A 20,657-nucleotide genomic window follows, 5' to 3' on the forward strand; every position below is an offset into this window, starting at 1 on the left:
ACGAAAAATCAGTTTTGTGTCACGCTCTAAATCCGAATAAACGGCGAGAAAAAGGCAACTCCTTCAAAATAAGCTGAAATTCACAAAAATTTGAAGAGCAATTTTCGTGAATTCCCTCTTATTTCTTGGAGCTAAACACTTTTGTCTCGGCCTCTTCTTTTAGACGATTTTTATTCATCTAACTCTTCAAACTGAGAGTTATAAAGTGAAGCATAGTAGCCCCCTTTAGCAAGGAGTTCTTCATGTGTTCCTTGTTCTTTGATGTCACCATCTTGCATATAAAGAATTTTGTCTGCATCTTTGATCGTTGATAAACGGTGTGCGATAACAAAGGATGTGCGGCCATCCATTAAGTTGTTCATGGCACCTTGAATCAAACCTTCTGTTCTTGTATCAACAGATGACGTTGCTTCATCAAGAATCAAAATTGGCTTGTCTGCTAAAATAGCACGAGCAATCGTTAGTAATTGTTTTTGACCTTGAGAAATATTTGACGATTCTTCATTTAATTCCATATTATAGCCGCCAGGCAATGTTTGGATAAAGTGATGAACGTGAGCGGCTTTCGCAGCCTCATAAACTTCTTCATCCGTTGCATCTAAACGACCATAACGAATGTTTTCCATGATGGTTCCTTTGAATAACCAAGTATCTTGTAAAACCATCCCAATATTTTTACGTAAATCTGCACGATTGAAGTCTTTGATATTATAACCATCGATTTTAATCGCACCAGATGTTACATCGTAAAAACGCATCAATAGTTTAACCATGGTTGTTTTACCTGCTCCGGTTGGTCCAACAATTGCTACTGTTTGTCCTGGATCAACATGTGAACTGAAATCATTGATAATGATTTTATCTGGTGTATAACCAAAACGAACATGTTCAAAGTCAACCATTCCTTTGGCTTTATCGATTTTAACTGGGTTTGGTACTGTTTGTGCCTCTTCATCTTCTTCAAGAAATTCGAAGACACGTTCAGCTGCAGCCGCCATTGATTGAAGTAAGTTAGAGACTTGAGCCAATTGCGCAATAGGTTGCGTTAAGTTACGAACGTATTGGATAAATGCTTGGATATCTCCGACCGTGATCGTGCCATTATAAGCTAAGATCCCACCAAAGATCGCTACAGCGACATACCCTAGATTTCCAACAAAGTTCATGATAGGTTGCATCAATCCAGAAAGAAATTGTGATTTCCACGCTGATTTGAATAAAACATCATTTTGCGTTTTAAATTCTTCGAGAGAGTTTTCTTCATCATTGAATAAACGTACAATGTTGTATCCACTAATTGTTTCTTCTACTTTACCATTGATCACCCCAAGATATTCTTGTTGTGTTTTAAAGTATTTTTGAGAATTCTTCACAACGATCATAATCAAGAGCATTGAAATCGGTACGATTAAAATGGCAATCCCTGTCATTTGAACAGAAATCGATAGCATCATGACGATAACCCCAATGATGGTGAATACTGATGTAATCAACTGTGTGATCGATTGATTTAGTGATTGACCTAAAGTATCCACGTCATTTGTGATACGAGATAATACTTCACCTGTTGTACGACTTTCAAAATAGTTCATCGGCATGCGATTGATTTTTTCTGAAATTTCTTTACGCATCCGATACGTGATTTTTTGCGAAATCGTTGACATGATCCAACCTTGCATGATTCCAAAGGCTGAAGCCACTAAGTAGAGTCCTAACATGAAGAGTAAGATTCCACCAATTTTATTAAAATCGATTCCACCGGTTCCTTGGTATTTTTTAATCAAACCATTAAATAATTCTGTGATCGCTTGTGATAGGATTTTTGGACCCCAAATATTAAATACAGTTGAGGCAATTGCAAAGATCATTACAAAGAAAACAGGTATTTTATAAGCACCAATATAGGAGATTAATTTTTTTAGTGTTCCTTTAAAATCTTTGGCTTTTTCCACTGGAGCACCTTGTCCAGGTCCGCGGCCGCCACGAGGGCGATTTTGTGTTTGTTCTGCCATTATATTCGCTCCTCCCTACTCAGCTTCTTCTATGCCTAATTCAGCATTGCTCAATTGTGATTGGGCAATTTCTTGATAGACAGTAGATGATTTCATTAATTCATCATGTGTTCCATGATCGACTACACGACCTTCATTTAAAACGATAATATTATCCGCATGAAGAATCGTAGAAATTTTTTGTGCAACAATGATTTGTGTTGCCCCTTTAATATTTTCAGATAGAGCTTTACGTAATGCTACATCTGTTTTATTGTCAAGCGCTGAGAATGAATCATCAAAAATCAAAATTTTAGGATTTTTCGCTAAGGCACGCGCAATGGATAGACGTTGTTTTTGTCCACCTGAAACATTGGTTCCGCCCTGAGAAATTTCTCGGTCATAGCCTTTTTCATTTGAATCGATGAATTCTTCTGCTTGGGCAATTTCAGCAGCTTTCCTCATTTGTTCATCTGAAATGTTTGCATCTCCAAATTTGATATTTGATGCGATATCACCTGAGAATAAGATCCCTTTTTGCGGCACAAATCCAATGATTTCGTGTAATTTATGCAAGCTCATTTCACGAACATCGATGCCATCGATCGTGATTCGTCCACCCGTCACATCAAACAAACGCGGAATCAAGTTAACGATCGTAGACTTACCTGAACCAGTTGAACCGATCAAAGCAGTTGTCTGACCTGGTTTGGCCGTAAAGTTGATATGATGCAACACGTCTTCGTCAGCATCGCCATAACGAAATTCGACTGCTTCAAATTTCACTTCACCTTTAAAGTCATGGTCATCTTTAGGATGTTCTGGATCTTTGATTGTCGGTTCTGTTTCAAGTACTTCTTCCACACGACCAGCTGCAACGTTGGCACGAGGTAAAATAATTGAAACCATTGATAACATCATAAAGGCCATAACGATTTGCATTGTATACGTGATAAATGCCATCATATCCCCAACTTGTAGTTGACCGTTATTCATATTATGTCCGCCGACCCAAACGATCAGTACAGAAATACCATTCATCAATAACATCATGATAGGCATCATAATAGACATTGCACGGTTAACGAATAATTGAGTTTTCATTAAATTCTTGTTGGCAACATCAAAACGTTTTTCTTCGAATTTTTCACGAGAAAACGCACGAATAACAGGTAACCCAGTAATAATTTCACGAGATACCAAATTTACTCTATCGACTAAGTTTTGTAGTGCTTTAAACTTCGGCATTGTCGTTATTAATAGGCTTCCCACTAAAACTAAAACTGCAGCTACTGCTACACCGACGATCCAACCCATGCCTGTTCCTGTTTGATAGACATTGTAGATTCCGCCAATACCTAAGATCGGTGCATATAACACGATACGCATAATCATAACGATCCCCATTTGCATTTGTTGGATATCGTTAGTATTACGTGTGATCAATGAAGCTGGAGAGAATTTCTCCATTTCGGTGTTTGAAAATTGCAATGTTCGCTCATATTGACCGACACGCAAGTTTCGTCCAACAGATGCCGCCACAAGTGAGGCAATCAGCCCTACAATGATTGCAGCTACAGCTGAAACAAGTGTTAGAAGAACCATTTTTGTTCCTGTTTTAACCATATAATCTGTTTGGATTTGTTGTGTGTTCATATCTAGTGCTTTGTATTCAGCCAGTGTGAATTGAATCCCGACTGTTTTCATTGAATCCGCGCCTATATCGCCTAAGCCTTTTTTAGTTTCTTTTCGAGCTGCTTCAACTTTCGCTGGCATAGCGTCTGTCGTTGTTTTGATCGAATCGGCTAACGCTTTGGCTTCAGCACCTTTTGCTTGCGCTTGAGCCCCTAGCTCTTGTGCTTCTTGACCTTTTTCCATTGCAGTTGCAGCATCTGTAGCTGAAGCTGCCGCCGCACCTGCTGCTTTGGCTTGTTCGCCTAATGTCGTTGCTTCTTCGCCAAGTTGTTTGGCTTTAGCCGCATTTTCTCCAACTACTTTATAATCGTCGATGATTGCTTTTGCTTCACGACCACTTGATGAATCTTTTGATTGAGAAGTTGCCAGCATCATCATTGGTAGATTAAAAATGTCTGCCAGTTTGGCTTCTGTCATATTATCTTGAAGATTTAATTTATAGACCTCAACTTCTTTTCCATCGATTTTTTCAGTTGTTAGTTTATAATTATCTTCAATTACTTTTTTCTCATCCTCCGTCATGAACATTTCGATTCCTTGAAGAGATGTTTTTCTGATTTTTTCAGGTGTGGAGTATTCAAGCCCTCCTTGTTGAATACCAACATCGACGATACCAGATGTTAATTTTGGTAAGCTTAAATCACTACTTGCCTGTACAACTAAAAGCACAAGAACTGCGATGACCGCATACCAGTATTTGCCAAGATGTTTAAAAATCTTCACTATTGGTCACCTTCCTCTTTCTGGGAAATTTGTTGGGAGTAGTCTACGAATTTCGCAGTTAGCTCGATGAACTGTTTCGTATCTGTTTCTCCCATTAGTTTAAAAATCTGAACGATCTTATCGCGCATTTCTTTCTTTTGTAGCTTAGCCACATTTTTACCACAATCCGTTAATGTAACGTTGATACGGCGACGATCATCAGGGTCCATTTTACGTTCGATTTGACCTTTTTTTTCTAAACTGCCAAGAACGACTGCAATACGAGCGCTGGATAGGTTCAATGATTCTGCTAGATGCTTGGGACTAGTTGGCTCACCATAACGGGCAAGAAATTTGATGACGATACTTTCACCTTGGTTACTTTTTTCTAGTCTGCTAAATGCACTATGTCGATTTTGAACCATTAGACGCATAAGCTCTTGTTCGGCTTCTTCTGCGTATGACATATGACTCCTCCTTTTTTCAAAATAATTACTTTCTACCATTAATAGCTAATAGTGTTAGTAACTAATGCTGTTTGATATTAACGCAAATAGCTTTTAATGTCAATAGGATTTAATGATAAAAATAAATGAATACGGTTTTATTTAGAAATCTTAAAATTCAAGCAAAATCAAATGGAATATCTGCTCCTTTTTTGATGAAATAATGCATTAAAAAGGATTTTTTCTCAGATTCAAAATAGCTTAAATATATTGAGAAGTATCGATTAATAGCTATAAAAATAAAATTTGCTGTTATGTTCATGAGACAGACTCAAGACCATAACAGCAAATTTTATTTTTTACTACTTACACTTTCACGATACTCTATTTCATAAGGAATTATTCGACGAATACTGTTGTTTTGATCCTCTTTATTAATAATTTCAGTCAAAAGCTTTGCCGCTTCATATCCAATCTCTTCCATATCTTGAGCAACTGTTGTTAATCTAGGTGTCACGTAGGAAGCTAAAATGATATCATCAAAGCCAATGATCGATATGTCTTCTGGCACACGTTTGCCCATATCTTTGACTGCTCGCATCGCACCAATTGCCATAATATCACTTGCACAAAATAGTGCCGAAACCTCTTTATGATTGCTTAACAAGTTTTTCGTTATCAAAAAGGTAATCTCTTCATCAAAATTAGCATATTGTACATAAGCTTCGTTGACAGAAATAGCATTTTCCTCCAGTGCTTTACGATATCCTTGTTCCCGTAATATGCTAACATTAGCATCCCGACTACCATTTATCATTCCAATATTTTGATGGCCTTGGCTAATTAAGTAATTCACGGCTTCTAAAGAAGCTGCTTCACTATCTATAGCTACTGTTCCTATTGCCGGATTGTCCACTACAACATCTATTAGCACTGTTGGCAAACTAGTTTCTTGAATCTCATAATAATATGGATCAGTCATTTTTAGCCCCTGAATAACTGCTCCTGTAATATTATGCTCATTGCAAAATTGCCTAAATGTTTTAGATTCTTGCTTTTCTGTGCTGGTTCCATAAAAAACAAATTCAAAATCTGATTGTTCCGTAAATTTATACACGCCATTTAATACTTCCATCGGCATTGTTGATTTCCTATTAAAATTAAGCTCATTCAAAATCAAAGCAATGGTTTGCTGCTTTTTGGAAGACAAGGTTCTGGCAGCCATGTTCGGTGTATAATCCAGCCTTTTAGCAACTTCAAAGATTTTTTCTTTTGTCTCTTCATTTACATCTGTATAACCATTGAAAACCTTTGAGACTGTTGCAATTGAAACTCCAGCAGTTTTAGCCACATCGCGAATGGTTGCACGCATCTTTCTCGCCTCCTTTTTAGTTGATAAGCACTTCTTTCTCTGTGATGGTCAACGTATAGTTAGAATCAGGAATTAAAATACATTTTATTGTTTCTTGTGTTAGAATCACTTCGATCCGTTCCCTTTTAAAGAAAATTTGAAATCGAAGTTCTTTGATTTTTTCAGGTAAATGATTAGTCAGTTTAAGCCCTCGATCATATCGTAAACCTGCAAATCCATAAATCAAACTTAACCAGCTACCACCCATATTAGCTGCATGTACTCCATCTGCAGCATTTCCTTGCAAATCGGTCAAATCCATTAAAGCTGTGTCCATAAAATAATTGTAAGCTTTGTCTTTTTGACCTGTTCGGCTTGCCATAACGCTGAAAATTGAGCGTGATAATGAAGAATCGTGAGTGGTCAATTGCTCATAGTAAGCATAATCTCTCATTAATTGATCTTTAGAAAAGTCATCTGTAAAAAGCATCTCTGCCAAAATAGTGTCAGCTTGTTTACAGACTTGATATTTGTAAATAACCATTGGGTGATAGTGTAATAATAAAGGATAGTTTTCTTTTGGTGTATTTGCGAAATCCCAAAAAGCTTGATCCATAAAACCATCATCTTGTTTAGTAATTTCCATATCTTGATTATACCCTAAATACATGAGATCAGCTGCTTTTTTCCACTTTTTCCGCTCCGCTTCAAATAGCCCAAATCTTTTAGAAAGTTCAACTGCATAGCGCAAATTATTTTGTGCCATTTTATTTGTATAATAATTATTATTTACCAACGCGCTGTATTCGTCAGGTCCAGTGACGCCATTAATACAAAATACTTGTTCTCCATCTTTTTTAAGGAAATCACCAAAACTTAACCAAAATTTAGCTGTTTCAAAAACGACGTCACACCCTTTTTGTTTGATAAACGTTTGGTCACCAGTAACATGTTCATATAGTTGAAATCCATACACAATATCAGCATTTATATGAACTTGAGCAGTACCGGCAGGATAATAAGCACTCGTTTCGTGCCCGTCAATCGTCCGCCAAGCAAATAAAGCTCCTTCTTGATTCAATACCTTTGCACGAGCTTTGGCATGTTCTAAAACACTCCAGCGATAGGTTAGCAATTTTTTGGCGCTTTCTGGCTGTGTATAGATGAAAAATGGCAACATGTACATTTCTGTATCCCAAAAATAATGTCCCTCATAACCTTCACCTGTTAATCCCTTTGCAGGAAAGTTCGTTCGTCCATCTCGACCAGCACCTTGATTTAAATGAAAAAGATTAAACCGAATGCCCTTTTGTAAAAAATCATCTCCTTTTATTTGAATATCACTAGCTGCCCAAAACTTGGAATAGGCAAGCTTTTGTTCTTCTATAAGAGATTCATAATCAGCAACATCACATTCAAATGAATTTAGTGAATCCTCAGACACATTTTTTATCGAACCAATTTGAAAAATGGACACAAGACAATCCTTTTTACCTATAAAAATATCCTCATTGATAATTTGTTTAATGGCAAGTTTTTTTTGGCTATTTTTTGTGGTAATTCGATAAATATCCTTCTTTTGTTCAATTAACAGATCTTGCTTTTTGCTCACTACACGTGGATCATCGTTATCATTTGTGACTTTTCCTTTTTGAAATAGTGTATGCGAAAGATAGACTGGCTCCTCAAAATTCTGTTTCACAAGCTCATATTTGCAAACAAATAATTCATGACGAACGATTGATGCAAATGAAGTTATTTTAAGTTCAAATGATTTTCCTTTTGGTGTTTTTACTGCATAATTTTCGTACAAAATCCCTTCTTTCATATCTAGTTGACGCATTATTAATTCTATTTGCCATTCTTCTTTTGCTGAATTTTCCATCCCTATGCGTAGAATCACACCACGAAGATTAGGTAATTTGCAGATAGTCTGATGTTTCTTTGCATACCCGTGCGCCCATTCGCCATATTGAATCTCTTCAGTTTCAAAAAATCCATTTACAAATAAGCCTGGATTGCCATCGTAATAATGATTCACTTTTAAAGGATTTCCTGCTCGGATACCGAATTTACCATTTCCTAAAGCAAATAAGGTTTCTAAATACTCTGGATTGCGATTAGGTACTTCAGTGGCATCCAGAATAAACTCTTTATTTTTCTCCATCCATTCTCACTCCCTGCAAGAAATACTGATTAAAGACTAGATATAAGATAATGATTGGAATAATCGTAATTACACTCGCAGCCATTGTCTGATCCCAGCGAACGCCGCCATTTTGACTTTGAAATGTTTGCAACCCTAGCGTTAAAGTGTATTTACTAGGTGTGCTTAAATAAAGCATTGGTTTCATAAATTCATTCCAAAAGCCCATAAAAATAAACACTGCTTGAGTCGCAATCGATGGCTTAGCTAACGGCATTACAATTCTAAAGAATGTCTGAAACCTTCCCAATCCGTCTATCGACGCTGCTTCTTCTACATCTTTTGGGAAAGACAAAAAGAATTGACGCATCATAAAAATATTTCCGATATTGATTGCTGCTGGCAAAATCAAAGCAGAAAAGCTATCTAATAGACCAAGATTCATTAGAATCAAATAATTTGGAATCAGCAACACTTGAGCAGGTACCATCATTAGTGCTAAAAAACCATAGTAAATTCGTTGACGCCCTGGGAAATTTAATCGAGCCAAAGCATATCCTGCCATTGTGTTTAAAAGAATGTTGATTGCTGTACCAATTACTGAAATTATGACTGAATTGATAAACCAGCGTGTAAATAACGAAGACCGTCCTAATACGTACTGATAATTCCCTAAAGTAAAACGCTGTGGAATTAAACTTAAATCACCTGATACAATTTCTTTTAAAGGCTTAAATGAGGCTGCAATTGCCCAGATAAATGGATAAAAAGTTCCGACTGCATAAATGATCAATAGTGCATATAGTACGCCTTTTAGAATTTTTTCTTTCTTTGTCGCTTTCATAGTTACCTCCCACCGTTTAATTTTTCAGCCAAACGAGATGCAATAAAAATAATGATCGCTAAAACAATCGCCAAAGCAGCCGCATAGCCCATTGTATTCATCTGCCCAAATGCATACTGATAAATCATTAATGAAATGGTCAACGTCGAATTATTCGGCCCGCCAGATCCATTTGAAAAAATGTATGCCTGATCAAACAGTTGAAAGGTTCCAATGATTCCTGTTAACAACACATATGTCGTAATGGGTCTTAAGTAAGGAATCGTGATATAGCGCAATTTATCAATCGCCGTAGCACCATCCACCGATGCGGCTTCATACAATGTTGCTGGTAGATCAACTAAAGATGCCAAATAGATCGTCATATAATACGGAACTGTAGACCAAATATTCATCACCATAATGACTTTTAATGCATATGCTGGTTCTTGTAAAAAATTAATTGGTTCATTATATAGACCTAAGTTCATGAAAAATCCATTTACAGGTCCATAAACATTGAAGATAAACATAAAAATGATTGTCAAAGCTGAACTAGAGGTCAACGTCGGCAAAAAATAAACCATGCGAAACATCTTTTTCCCCTTGATTCCTTTACTACTTAGAATGTACGCTATAATCAATGCAAAAAGGGTTTGTAATGGAACCACGATAAAAGCAAACGTTGCTGTATTTTTGAGAGCAATCAATGCTTTTTTATCTTGAAAAATACGTAAATAGTTATCCACCCCTTTAAAAGAATATGTACCGGAATACAAATTCACATCATTAAAGGAAAGATACACTGCAAATAATATTGCTAAAACAAAGAAAATTGAAACCACAATAATCGCTGGTGCTAGAAAAAACCAAGCTTGGCGAATCTCTTGCACCTGCGACTTAGTCTTTTTAGTTTTTATTTTTGACATTTCCATAAGATGCCTCCTTTTTGAAATGCAACAATGGCTGAAACAAAAATGAACAGCTGTTGACTCTTTTTGTTTCAGCCTCGATTATCAGAAAAACTTACTGTGCATCAATATCCGCATTCGCTTGTTCATCCGCTTGTTTCATGGCTTTTTCAAAACTTTCACTTCCATTTATAGCTTCAGGTAAAAAGTTTTCATAAGACTTGCGGATCGTATCAAGTGTTACCCCATCTTGCCAAACAGTAGCATAATCCCAAGCATCTAAATGAATTTTCAAATCAGGATTATCAGTGATTTTAGCCGCCTCAGCTACATCTTCTCGGCTCGGTAATGTTCCAGTTCCTTCTACCCAATTTTTCATACCGTCTTTACTTGTAGCATATTCAATCCACTTGTCCGCCAACTCTGGTTGCTTCGTGCCTGAATATTTTCCCCAGCCAACTGAAAACATCATTGATCCTTTTGTTCCTTTATAGGTTGGCATTTCTTTTACAGCAAATGGAATATCTGAAAACTCTGTTTTCAATGTTTGATACACCCAGTTTCCTTCATCCATAATCGCTACTTTCCCCGTTCCAAATGCTTCTCCATTCCAACCAGTGCCAACATCTTTTGGTGATACTACAGCCTTTGTATCAACTAATTCTTTTAAGATCGTTAAGTTTTCAACGACTTTTTTGTTTGCCAGATCAGAACGACCATCTTTTTTTATCGGTTGGGCGTCATCACGGATTGCCAACTGATAATTACGGGATAATTCTGGCGTATAACTCATTGCAAAAACTTTACCTGCACCATAAGCTTCATCGATTTTCTTTTGAAAACCTGGTAACCATGTTACGTATTCCTCATACGAACTTGGAACATCATCCACAGAAACGCCAGCTTTTTCAAAAATTTCTGTATTTAAATACAACGCTAATGTCGACATATCTTTAGGTACAGCATATAAGTCTCCATCGGTTGAGAAAGTTTTAATTAAACTATCGTAAAACTTATCTGAATCAAATTTTTTAGCATCAAGTTTTTCAAGCATGCCATTTTGAGAGAAGAACGGATACATTTGTGAATCGACATAAAAAACATCCGGAGCTGTTTTTCCGACCATGTCAGCTTGAATCTGAGTATTATAGTCTGTATACACTTTCTTTTCGATTTTCGCCCCTGTATCTTTTTCAAATGTTTGGATCATTTTATCTAAGGAAACTTCTTCTGCTTCATTACCACCCCAGACACCGATCGTCAATTTTTCTCCAGTAAAATCCGTTTTGTTTCCATCAGTATTACTAGAACTCTTTCCTCCATTCCCACATGCTACAAGCATTACTGACGCAATAAATACAACCCCGCTACCTACTATTTTTTTCCACGTTTTCATCTTTGTACCTCCTGTATAGTCATTATTTTTTCTTCTTTCAATGTATATGTGTTACCAAATGATTCAATCACAACTTCATTTGACCCATGATTGATCACCGTAATTTTCTCATGAGTTACCTCTACGGTCAGAGGATTATTCTTCCAGATGATTCCAAACGAGAGATGATCCCAAGCTTTTGGTAAATGCGGTTCAATACGTAATTTTCCGTCTAAACAACGGACACCACCATAACCAAAAACAATCATTTGCCAAATGCCCCCTAATGAAGCAGCATGAATACCTTCATTTGAAGAGAACATATTTTCACCCATATCGATATTTAAAGCTTTGTTAAATAATTCGTATGACTCTTCTAGTTTGCCTAAATCAGCAGCTAAAATAGCATGGGTAGATAAAGAAAGAGATGAATCATGCAATGTTTTTGGTTCATAGTAGTTCCAATTGATTAATTTTTCTTCTTTCGGGAATAGATCTTCTAATAAGAAAAGTAATAGTAAAACATCGGCTTGTTTTGTTACTTGTAAATTATTGACTTGATCCAAATTATATTCATGAAATAACGTACCAACATGCGGACTATTTTTGTATTTTGTTAAATCAATGACTGGTTTTGATAAGTACGTATCATCTTGGGGTAACACGTTTTCCTGATTTGGTTGTGGTAGATAGACCTTATTCACTTTTTCTTGCCATTCTTGATACACTCGTGTCAGATCTAACTTATCATTTAATTGATTGAATAATTTTAGATCGTTCTCTTTTAACTCCTCATAAAGCTTCATTGCCAACTTAATATTCCAGCAAGCTGTGTAGTTGGTAAACGCATTATTATCAACATGCTCTTTATATTCATCTGGCCCAACTACTTCTAAAATCTCATAACGTTGATTTGCTTCTTGCCATTGTAAACGACTTGCCCAAAATTTCGCTGTATCAAAAATTACTTCGTATCCTTTTTCTCGAGCAAAATTTGTATTTCCTGTAACATCTATAAATTGTTTCATCCCGATTGCAACATCACTCGTAATATGTTGCTCAATAAAACCAGACCAAATCTTTGTTGGTTTTCCTGTGATAATATCGGCTGCTCCCCAGACTGGTGTTGTTTCTCCATCATCTGGCCAAGCCGCTTCCCAAGGAAACTGAGCTCCTTCAAATCCATTTTCAGATGCCTTTTTATGTGCTCCTTCCAGCCCAAGATAACGATAGGTCACTAATTTTTCGGCAATTTCTGGATGAGTAAAAGTGAAATACGGTAACATAAATATTTCTGTATCCCAGAAAGTATGCCCTTTATACCCTTCGCCTGAAAGTCCTTTTGCACCAATATTCATTCGTTCGTCATGCGCTGGAGTCATCACATGTAGATGATATTTTGCAAAATTTATTGCTAGCTGATCTTTGAAGTTTTTAGAATTAATTGAAATTGGTAAAACTGACCAAACTTGTTCATTCCAAGCATTCTTCGATGCTTTGTATAGCGCTTGATAGCCGGCTTCTTGTGCTAGTTTTAGTTCATCTAAGGCATTATTTTTCATTGCTTCTAACGTTTTTCCACTTGTCTTTAAGTCAATACTTGTATGAATGGATGAGATTTTTTCGATCGTTACGGTTTCATTTCGAACAAGATTCAACCAATAGCGATTATAAATTTTGCGACGTCCCATCTCAATTCGTTTTTTTGTCTTTTCATAAATGTCTTGTTCTTTTTTTATTTTATGAACCGTTGATAAAACAAAGAAAATGTTTGATTGACTCGTATATGGCATCATTTGCATGTATTTGCCTTCAGATAATGCTTTATCGCCTTCAGTAAAATGCTGAGAGCCACTATTTGTGACTTGTCCATTAATACCCGATGTAACTTCTATGGTCAAAGGAACACCTAAGTTTTCTATTTCAACTTTTTGAGCAATTAAATGCTTATTTGAAAATGAAGCAAATCGTTTAAAGATAAACTTAGCCTTAATATCCTTATATGCCCAAATAAAAGAACGAATCAATTCACCTGTTTTTAGATTTAGGTTACGCTCGTATTCGCTGACAGATCCTTTCGTTAAATCTAAACGATGGTTGTTCAATCGAAACTCCATACCAATTAAATCAGGTACATTAGGTAGCTCAGTTACTTCGTTGTCATCAAATTTATTAAATGTTCCTGCGACAAACGTATTTCTTGTTTCTCCAACATACGATTCTTCAGTAGTGGAGCGAACTCCTAAATAACCATTTCCCAGACACATGATTGTTTCAGCTTTTCCTAACCAATCTGTTTTGAAGGCTTGTTCTCCAATCACCCATTGATCATTTTCAAAATATTTCATTCCAGTTTCCATAATTTCCCCCTAAAGAAAACGTTTTAGTTTTACTGCAAAAAAATTAACTATAAAAATAGTGATTAGAACGGAAGATTGCAAAAACTCCACCCAATAAATATGAACCAATCACGAGTATTGCTGCCGCTTCAATAACGAAAAGTCCAATCCATAAATGAACGATACCGAATAGAAGATATGCCCGAATTAAGTAACGTACATCGTATTTATCTTTGTAAAACCAAGTTAACAAATAACCAACACCTACGGCCGCAACAATCAACAAAATCAAATGTTCTGTATTAATCTGGGCAATCGGATTATCTGACAATACTTCATCTAGTGAGCCGTTTTTCATAAAAGTCTTCCCTTTCCAACTTCAGCTTTTCATTATCTAATAATACTTGACTTTTACCAATCCAATCATGAATTGTTCTACCAAAAATTAGACTGGTAATAAAACTGATTCCTATAAAAAAAATACCTATGTTAGGTAAAAAATATAGTAACTTAGCAACTTCACGAATCCCTAAATGTAATGCACCGCCATCTTCAGTATAAACGGACAGACGAGCAAAATATTTACCAATCGTTTTACCATGAAATGATGTAATTGAAACGACACTATAAACTGCAAACAACAATTGAGGTAATAAATTATAAACTACTCCATTGACTTCCAACACAGTCAATACCATATAACTAGGAAGGATAATCAATAGCAAATCAATAACACCTGCTAATCCTCTCAATATCATCTTACTTCTCATAAAAAACCACCTCCTTTTTCACGAAAACCTTTTCGATATAATTGGATAATATCAGATAAACTTCATGTAATCAAGCGTTTTCAAAAAAATAATTGCTTTTATTTTTAGATTAAACTATACTATTAGACGAATTAACTAAAACGTTTTAGGAGTGATAAATAGTGTTTAAAGCTGTTATTTTTGATTTAGATGGTGTGATTACCGACACTGCCGCCTTTCATTTTGTTGCATGGAAGAAATTAGGAGAAAAATTAGGAATTGAACTAACAGAATCTTTCAATGAAGAACTAAAAGGAGTCGATCGTATTGAATCTTTACGTAGAATTCTAGCCTTAAGAAATCAAGAACTTGATTTTTCCAATGAAGAAAAAGCAGTCCTAGCGACTGAAAAAAATGATTACTATGTGACTTTAATTCAACAAATCACACCGAATGATCTTCTTCCAGGTATCTCCGACTTATTAAAAGATTTAAAGAAAAATCATATTAAAGTTGGTTTAGCTTCTGCTAGTAAAAATGCCCCAATGATACTAAATCAGCTTGGATTAACCAATGCATTTGATACAATTGTTGATCCAGCAACATTGTCTAAAGGTAAACCTGATCCGGAAATTTTTGTTAAAGCGTGCGAACAATTACTAATAACTCCTAGCGAAGCAATCGGTATAGAAGATGCCTACTCAGGTGTCCAAGCAATCAATGACGCTAATATGCTTTCAGTTGGGGTTGGAGATGCCGAAACTCTGTCTGCAGCTGATTATGTATTTTCGACAACCGCTAATTTGACTTTTGAAGAATTGATGCACATATGGGAACTCAAAAACTATGCATCCAATAAAAAAAATTCCTTTACTCGCTAAAGTGTACTTTTTTGCAAGCTTTTATCACCGCCAATACCATTCAAATAATCGTGAATAACTTATTTCTTCCATTCGAATGACTATTTGGTCATAATAAAATACCCCATAACTCAGATATCGATCCAAGTTTATGGGGTGCACTACAATTTTCTGTCTTCCATTTTATGTTTCTTGAGACTTATATTCAAAACTCATGCTTTAAAATCTAAAACAACATCTTTAGAAATAAACGACTCCACGTAACATTTTTAACTGCGTATGATTATTTTTTACCATGGTCAATCGACGAATGATTCATCAAGCGATTGATATGAACACCTAAATAGACAATTTCATTTTCAGGGATCTGTGTATGATAGGTTTGATCGATATAATTTTTTACCTTCGTTGCAATATCCATTGCGCCAGGATATAGTGACCACATTTGACGATATAATTCGTCTTCTTTTTCCTGAAGCAGACCATCATTGAAAAAACGATCGACAAAAAAGCGGACATGTGTGATAAAACGAGTGTAATGAACTGAATTCGTATCGATTTCCTGACGTAAGGAGTAACGTACCATATTGACAATCGTACCGACTAATTTGGCTTTTTTCAGGCCATCTTGATCTTCATGACGATCTGATTGTGCATTGATCAAATGAAAAGCTATGTTTGATGCTTCTTCGTTTGGCAGTTCGATTTGATATTTCGTTTTCATTTGTTCGAGTACAACTTCACCAATATGAAATTCTTTCGGATAATAATTTTTAATTTCCCAATACAAACGATTTGAAACATTCAAACCTTTTTCACTACGTTCCACAGCGAAATGCAAATGATCTGAAAGGGTTAAATAGATACTAGTATTCAATTGATAGGATAATTCTTCCTCAGCAATTGCGACAATTTCTTTGGTGATTTCAAAATAGTGCATTGGAATTTCATCGACCAATTCAGCAAATTGAGAGGATTTCTGCGCTTCGATCGGCAAAAATATTTTATCAACTAAAGAATCTGAAATAGCCTCACCAATTTTTTTACCGTAGCCAATACCTTTCCCTAACGCAATCATCTCTTGTCCCTCTTTTTCAACAAGTACGACACTTGAATTCAATACTTTTTTTACCAAGATCATCACGATCCACTCCTTGTCTCCTACTTCGCTAAACTTGCTCCATTTGTCGCAATGACTTCTTGATACCAATCAAAAGAATCTTTTTTAGAGCGATCATATGTGCCATTACCTTCATCGTCTGCATCAACGTAGATAAACCCGTAGCGTTTTGACATTTGAGATGTTCCCGCACTGACTAAATCAATCGGCGCCCAACTAGTATACCCTATCAAATCAACGCCTTCATCAATTGCTTCTTTCATTTGTTGAAAATGCGCTTTAAAATAGTCTACACGATAAGGATCATGAATTTTACCATCTTCCACCACATCTACCGAGCCCATGCCATTTTCTACGATCATCATTGGTATATTGTAGCGATCATATAATTCAATCAATGAAATTTTCAATCCTTTTGGATCAATTTGCCAGCCCCAATCGGTCGAAGGTAAATATGGGTTTTTAACACCTAAAACGGTATTACCTGGCGTTCTTTCAGCTTTTGGATCACCAGATTCCGCCATTGACATATAATAACTAAACGAAAGAAAATCAACGGTATTTTCTTTTAAGATTTGGCGTTCTTCTGGTGTTATTTTGATGTTGATCCCTTTATTTTTTAAGGCTTCTTCTATCATTTTGGGGTATACACCTTTAACTTGAACATCCGTATAAAAATTATTCTCTAGGTTTTTCTTTAATGTTAACTCTACATCGATTGGTGCACAAGTTAATGGATAGGTCATTAATTTTGTCAACATACAGCCTACTTTGTTGTTGGAATTTTTCTCATGGGCAATTTTCGTGACTAAAGCACTGGCTACAAATTGATGATGTAGCGCCTGGTAGATCTCTTGTTCTTCTTGTCCAAGTGTACATTTATCAGGCACGATCCCAGCTGTTGTAAAAGGATGACGGTGAATACTATCAATTTCATTAAACGTTAACCAATACTCTACATACTCGTCAAACTCTTCAAAGCAAACTGTTGCAAAACGCACAAAATCATCAATTACACGACGGTCGATCCACCCATTATAATTTAAACTAAGCGAAAGCGGCATTTCGTAATGGGATAATGTGACTATAGGTTTGATCCCTAAGCGCTGCATTTCTTTGAAGACATCACGATAAAATGCCAGTCCTTTTTCATTTGGCTTCTCTTCTTCGCCAGTTGGAAATAGTCGCGTCCAAGCAATTGATAATCGCAACGTTTTAAAACCCAGTTCACTAAATAATGCCAAATCTTCTTTATAACGATGATAGAAATCAATCCCACGACGTTTTGGATAATCTTTATCTGTCTTGTCTGCCATCGCAGCTTTGATTGTAGCAGTTGAAATAGTCATATGTGCAGCATAATCTTTGTTATCGACATGAGGTTTATAACTGGCTATATCTGCAACAGATAACCCCTTACCGTCAAGGTTCCAGCCACCTTCTACTTGATTTGCAGCGATTGCACCGCCCCATAAAAAATCTTTTGGAAACTCATTTTTAGTATTCATACTATTCTCCTCATTTAAAGTCTGTTAGGGACAAGCCCCTTACAGTTATTTTTATTTATATAATTGGAGCAATTGACAATATATCTGTCTGATTCGTCACCATTTCTGAATGGTGAGAAGCATTTACCTGATAGGCTTCTTTATTCGTTACAACACAAACAATTGTTGGGTCAAACCCGGCATCCTTGATTTTAGCTAAATCAAAAGCAATCAACTTTTGCCCTTTGATCACTTTATCGCCAACTTTTACAAAAGCTTCGAATCCCTCGCCACCTAATTGCACGGTATTAAGACCTATATGAAAAAGAATCTCAGCCCCATTACTCATTTTTAAACCTAATGCATGCTTTGTTTCAAAAACCATGGTGATCTCTCCTGCTTCTGGCGCGACCAAAATAGTATCTTCCGGAATGATCGCAAGACCGTCACCGATCAACCCACTTGAAAAAACATCATCATTTACTTCAGTCAAAGAGATAACTTTACCAGCAACCGGACTGACCAATTGTTCTGTACCTGCCCCAGAAATAATTTCCATACCATCTGCTTCTTCTAAAGCCACCTCATCTTTGTACACAAATAAGACAGACAAAAATCCAGCAACAAATGAGATTCCTAACGTAACAAATGCCCAGATCAAGTTCATTGGATTGGCTTTATCTACAAACATTGTGATACTTGCTAAACCAGGTCCAACCAACGCAAATGCTTTGATCGCCATGATTCCTGCAAAACTACCGCCAACTAAACTTGAAAACATTACACTATATAATACTCGTTTATTTAGAATTGTCACACCATACAAAGCAGGTTCTGTAATCCCGAATAGAGCAGAAATCCCCGCCGATACTGCAATAGATCGTAATTTTTGATCCTTCGTCCTGATACTTACTGCAAAACATGCACCAGATTCAGCGATATTATGAGCAAGAGAAGCTGGTAAATAAAGTAATTCCGCTCCGATTTCACTCATAGAAGATACCGCATAAGGAATCATCGCTTTATGCATCCCTGTGACCACCATAAATGGCAGAATCGCTGCTAACACACCCGTCGCAACCCAACCAAAATGAGTATATAACCAAATGATAACTGTTGAAAACACGGTTCCGACATTATAACCTAATGGACCTAAAATCAGTAACGCAACCGGCACTGTAATCAGTAAACTCATCATTGGTACAAAGAAAATCCGAATCGGCTTCGGTGAATATTTGGTAAAAAGCTTCTCAACTTGTGCATAAAACAATACCGTTAAAATTGCTGGAAAAACTTGTGATGCATAAGCAATATTCGTCACACCAAAACCAAGAAAGTTCGTCCCTTCTGCCAACATAGTCGTTAAATCTGGCAGAATCAAAGCACCCACTGCCGATACTGCAACTAGTTGATTTACTTTTAATTTATTTGCTGTTGTCATTGCAACTAAGATCGGAAGAAAATATAATGGCGCTCCACCAATCAAATTAAGAATTTGGTATGTTTGGCTTTGATCGCTTATCACCCCAGTTACAGAAGCGAGTAATAATAATGATTTTAAAACGCCTCCGCCAGCAATCGCTGGAATGAGCGGCTGAAAAATAGAAATAACAAAATCTAGTAGCACTGCTCCCCATTTTTGTTTTTCTTTAGGACCATCATCTTGAGGTAATTCACCTAAGAGAGCCTTCATTTCATCGTAAACTTCTACCACATCATTTCCAATAATCACTTGACATTGAACATTTTGACGCACCCCGATCACACCGTCTACTTCTTCAAGTTTTTCGGTTTCTACCAAATCATTATTTTTTAACGTAAAACGCAAGCGCGTCGAGCAGTGTTCAAGATGTGAGACATTTTCTTTTCCGCCGATCAAAGTTAGAATCGACGCAGCAGTTTCTTTGTAGTTCATCGCTATTTCCCCTTTATAATTAGTTACGCAGAATTGGCCACATCCTACGCAAAAAAACAGACAGAAACTAAATAAAACATTCATCAGAGTAAAACTCCTTCTGTTGAAAAATGCTTTATTTAGGTCCTGCCTGCATTACCAGTCACATGCCTGTTATTGATTGACTTTATAGTAGCATAGAAATTTTGGAAACGCAACCATGAAAATAAAATAGTAATAATGTGACCTTATATAAAAACAAACAGTAAATCAGAATATCGTCTAATTTACTGTTTGCTTTGTGTTATTATTTTAATTAATATTCAATCTATTTTAAATTAAGCTGGTGGAATGAATTGAACAATTTTTTTGTTGAAATGTGAGTAACCACAAGCAATTGACACAACAATTAGTAGTAACTCTAATTCATATCCATTAACAAAACCACTGCCTGATTTTAACATAAAAATAGCTGAGCCAAGAATAGCGATAAATCCTAGTGAAACTAATGGTACTAATAGACCGATAATCATAAAAATACCACCGCCTACTTCTATCAGAGCAATAATTATAGGCATAAAAGATGGTAGACCCAAGCTAACAAAGAAGTCAGTTGTTCCTTTCAGATCTGAAAACTTTGCTATACCGTGCATTGCCATCGTAATACCTAATGCTATTCTTATTAATAACATGCTCGTGCTTGTTGCGCTTTTTAACTGCATTAATTTTGTACCCTCCTTTAGTTGATGGTTAATTCTATCATACAAA

General features: G+C 36.2%; 16 protein-coding genes. 1 reads left to right on the forward strand and 15 read right to left on the reverse strand.

From position 1 onward, the window contains the following. Nucleotides 1–170 precede the first annotated feature (170 nt). The 11 genes from BCR21_RS03265 to BCR21_RS03315 all read right to left on the reverse strand — a co-directional run bounded on the left by BCR21_RS03265 (nucleotide 171) and on the right by BCR21_RS03315 (nucleotide 14,549). The gene (locus tag BCR21_RS03265) at nucleotides 171–2,012 is read right to left on the reverse strand and encodes an ABC transporter ATP-binding protein (protein ID WP_069645076.1); all 1,842 of its coding nucleotides are present in this window, start codon (nucleotides 2,010–2,012) and stop codon (nucleotides 171–173) included. A 15-nt stretch (nucleotides 2,013–2,027) separates the two neighbouring features. Continuing rightward, on the reverse strand, nucleotides 2,028–4,409 hold the full coding sequence (locus BCR21_RS03270; protein WP_069645077.1) for an ABC transporter ATP-binding protein: 2,382 nt from the start codon (nucleotides 4,407–4,409) through the stop codon (nucleotides 2,028–2,030). Continuing rightward, the gene (locus BCR21_RS03275; RefSeq protein ID WP_069645078.1) at nucleotides 4,409–4,855 is read right to left on the reverse strand and encodes a MarR family winged helix-turn-helix transcriptional regulator; all 447 of its coding nucleotides are present in this window, start codon (nucleotides 4,853–4,855) and stop codon (nucleotides 4,409–4,411) included. Before BCR21_RS03275 ends, BCR21_RS03270 begins: the two co-directional genes overlap by 1 nt. 331 nt (nucleotides 4,856–5,186) lie before the next feature. Continuing rightward, nucleotides 5,187–6,206: a LacI family DNA-binding transcriptional regulator gene (locus BCR21_RS03280; protein ID WP_069645079.1), complete on the reverse strand. Its 1,020-nt coding sequence runs from the start codon at nucleotides 6,204–6,206 to the stop codon at nucleotides 5,187–5,189. A gap of 16 nt (nucleotides 6,207–6,222) precedes the next feature. Further along, on the reverse strand, nucleotides 6,223–8,352 hold the full coding sequence (locus tag BCR21_RS03285; protein ID WP_069645080.1) for a glycoside hydrolase family 65 protein: 2,130 nt from the start codon (nucleotides 8,350–8,352) through the stop codon (nucleotides 6,223–6,225). Beyond that, nucleotides 8,339–9,175: a carbohydrate ABC transporter permease gene (locus tag BCR21_RS03290; protein WP_069645081.1), complete on the reverse strand. Its 837-nt coding sequence runs from the start codon at nucleotides 9,173–9,175 to the stop codon at nucleotides 8,339–8,341. The genes BCR21_RS03285 and BCR21_RS03290 overlap by 14 nt, the downstream gene beginning before the upstream one ends. Before the next feature lie 2 nt (nucleotides 9,176–9,177). Continuing rightward, a complete protein-coding gene (locus tag BCR21_RS03295; protein WP_420809821.1) occupies nucleotides 9,178–10,089 on the reverse strand; it encodes a carbohydrate ABC transporter permease in 912 nt (303 codons plus the stop codon). A 91-nt stretch (nucleotides 10,090–10,180) separates the two neighbouring features. After that, nucleotides 10,181–11,461 carry an extracellular solute-binding protein gene (locus BCR21_RS03300; RefSeq protein ID WP_069645082.1) on the reverse strand — a complete coding sequence of 427 codons (1,281 nt, stop codon included), beginning with the start codon at nucleotides 11,459–11,461 and terminating at the stop codon, nucleotides 10,181–10,183. After that, nucleotides 11,458–13,800 carry a glycoside hydrolase family 65 protein gene (locus BCR21_RS03305; protein WP_069645083.1) on the reverse strand — a complete coding sequence of 781 codons (2,343 nt, stop codon included), beginning with the start codon at nucleotides 13,798–13,800 and terminating at the stop codon, nucleotides 11,458–11,460. Before BCR21_RS03305 ends, BCR21_RS03300 begins: the two co-directional genes overlap by 4 nt. A 43-nt stretch (nucleotides 13,801–13,843) precedes the next feature. Beyond that, nucleotides 13,844–14,137 (reverse strand): hypothetical protein, encoded by a 294-nt coding sequence (locus BCR21_RS03310; protein ID WP_069645084.1) that lies wholly within the window; start codon nucleotides 14,135–14,137, stop codon nucleotides 13,844–13,846. Further along, nucleotides 14,115–14,549 carry an RDD family protein gene (locus BCR21_RS03315; protein WP_069645085.1) on the reverse strand — a complete coding sequence of 145 codons (435 nt, stop codon included), beginning with the start codon at nucleotides 14,547–14,549 and terminating at the stop codon, nucleotides 14,115–14,117. The genes BCR21_RS03310 and BCR21_RS03315 overlap by 23 nt, the downstream gene beginning before the upstream one ends. A gap of 161 nt (nucleotides 14,550–14,710) precedes the next feature. Between BCR21_RS03315 and pgmB the strand changes: the two genes are divergently transcribed. After that, nucleotides 14,711–15,409 (forward strand): beta-phosphoglucomutase, encoded by a 699-nt coding sequence (gene pgmB / locus BCR21_RS03320; protein WP_069645086.1) that lies wholly within the window; start codon nucleotides 14,711–14,713, stop codon nucleotides 15,407–15,409. 262 nt (nucleotides 15,410–15,671) lie between these two features. Here the strand turns inward: pgmB and BCR21_RS03325 are convergent, their stop codons facing one another. The 4 genes from BCR21_RS03325 to BCR21_RS03340 form a co-directional block, all read right to left on the reverse strand. Then, nucleotides 15,672–16,529: a PRD domain-containing protein gene (locus BCR21_RS03325; protein ID WP_069645087.1), complete on the reverse strand. Its 858-nt coding sequence runs from the start codon at nucleotides 16,527–16,529 to the stop codon at nucleotides 15,672–15,674. A 20-nt stretch (nucleotides 16,530–16,549) separates the two neighbouring features. Beyond that, nucleotides 16,550–18,016 carry a glycoside hydrolase family 1 protein gene (locus BCR21_RS03330; protein ID WP_069645088.1) on the reverse strand — a complete coding sequence of 489 codons (1,467 nt, stop codon included), beginning with the start codon at nucleotides 18,014–18,016 and terminating at the stop codon, nucleotides 16,550–16,552. A 55-nt stretch (nucleotides 18,017–18,071) separates the two neighbouring features. Next, the gene (locus tag BCR21_RS03335; RefSeq protein WP_069645089.1) at nucleotides 18,072–19,910 is read right to left on the reverse strand and encodes a beta-glucoside-specific PTS transporter subunit IIABC; all 1,839 of its coding nucleotides are present in this window, start codon (nucleotides 19,908–19,910) and stop codon (nucleotides 18,072–18,074) included. Between the two features lie 317 nt (nucleotides 19,911–20,227). Further along, the gene (locus BCR21_RS03340) at nucleotides 20,228–20,611 is read right to left on the reverse strand and encodes a DoxX family protein (RefSeq protein WP_069645090.1); all 384 of its coding nucleotides are present in this window, start codon (nucleotides 20,609–20,611) and stop codon (nucleotides 20,228–20,230) included. Nucleotides 20,612–20,657: the final 46 nt, after the last annotated feature.

This window comes from Enterococcus ureasiticus (genome assembly GCF_001730285.1).
GTDB classification, from domain to species: Bacteria; Bacillota; Bacilli; order Lactobacillales; family Enterococcaceae; genus Enterococcus_L; species Enterococcus_L ureasiticus.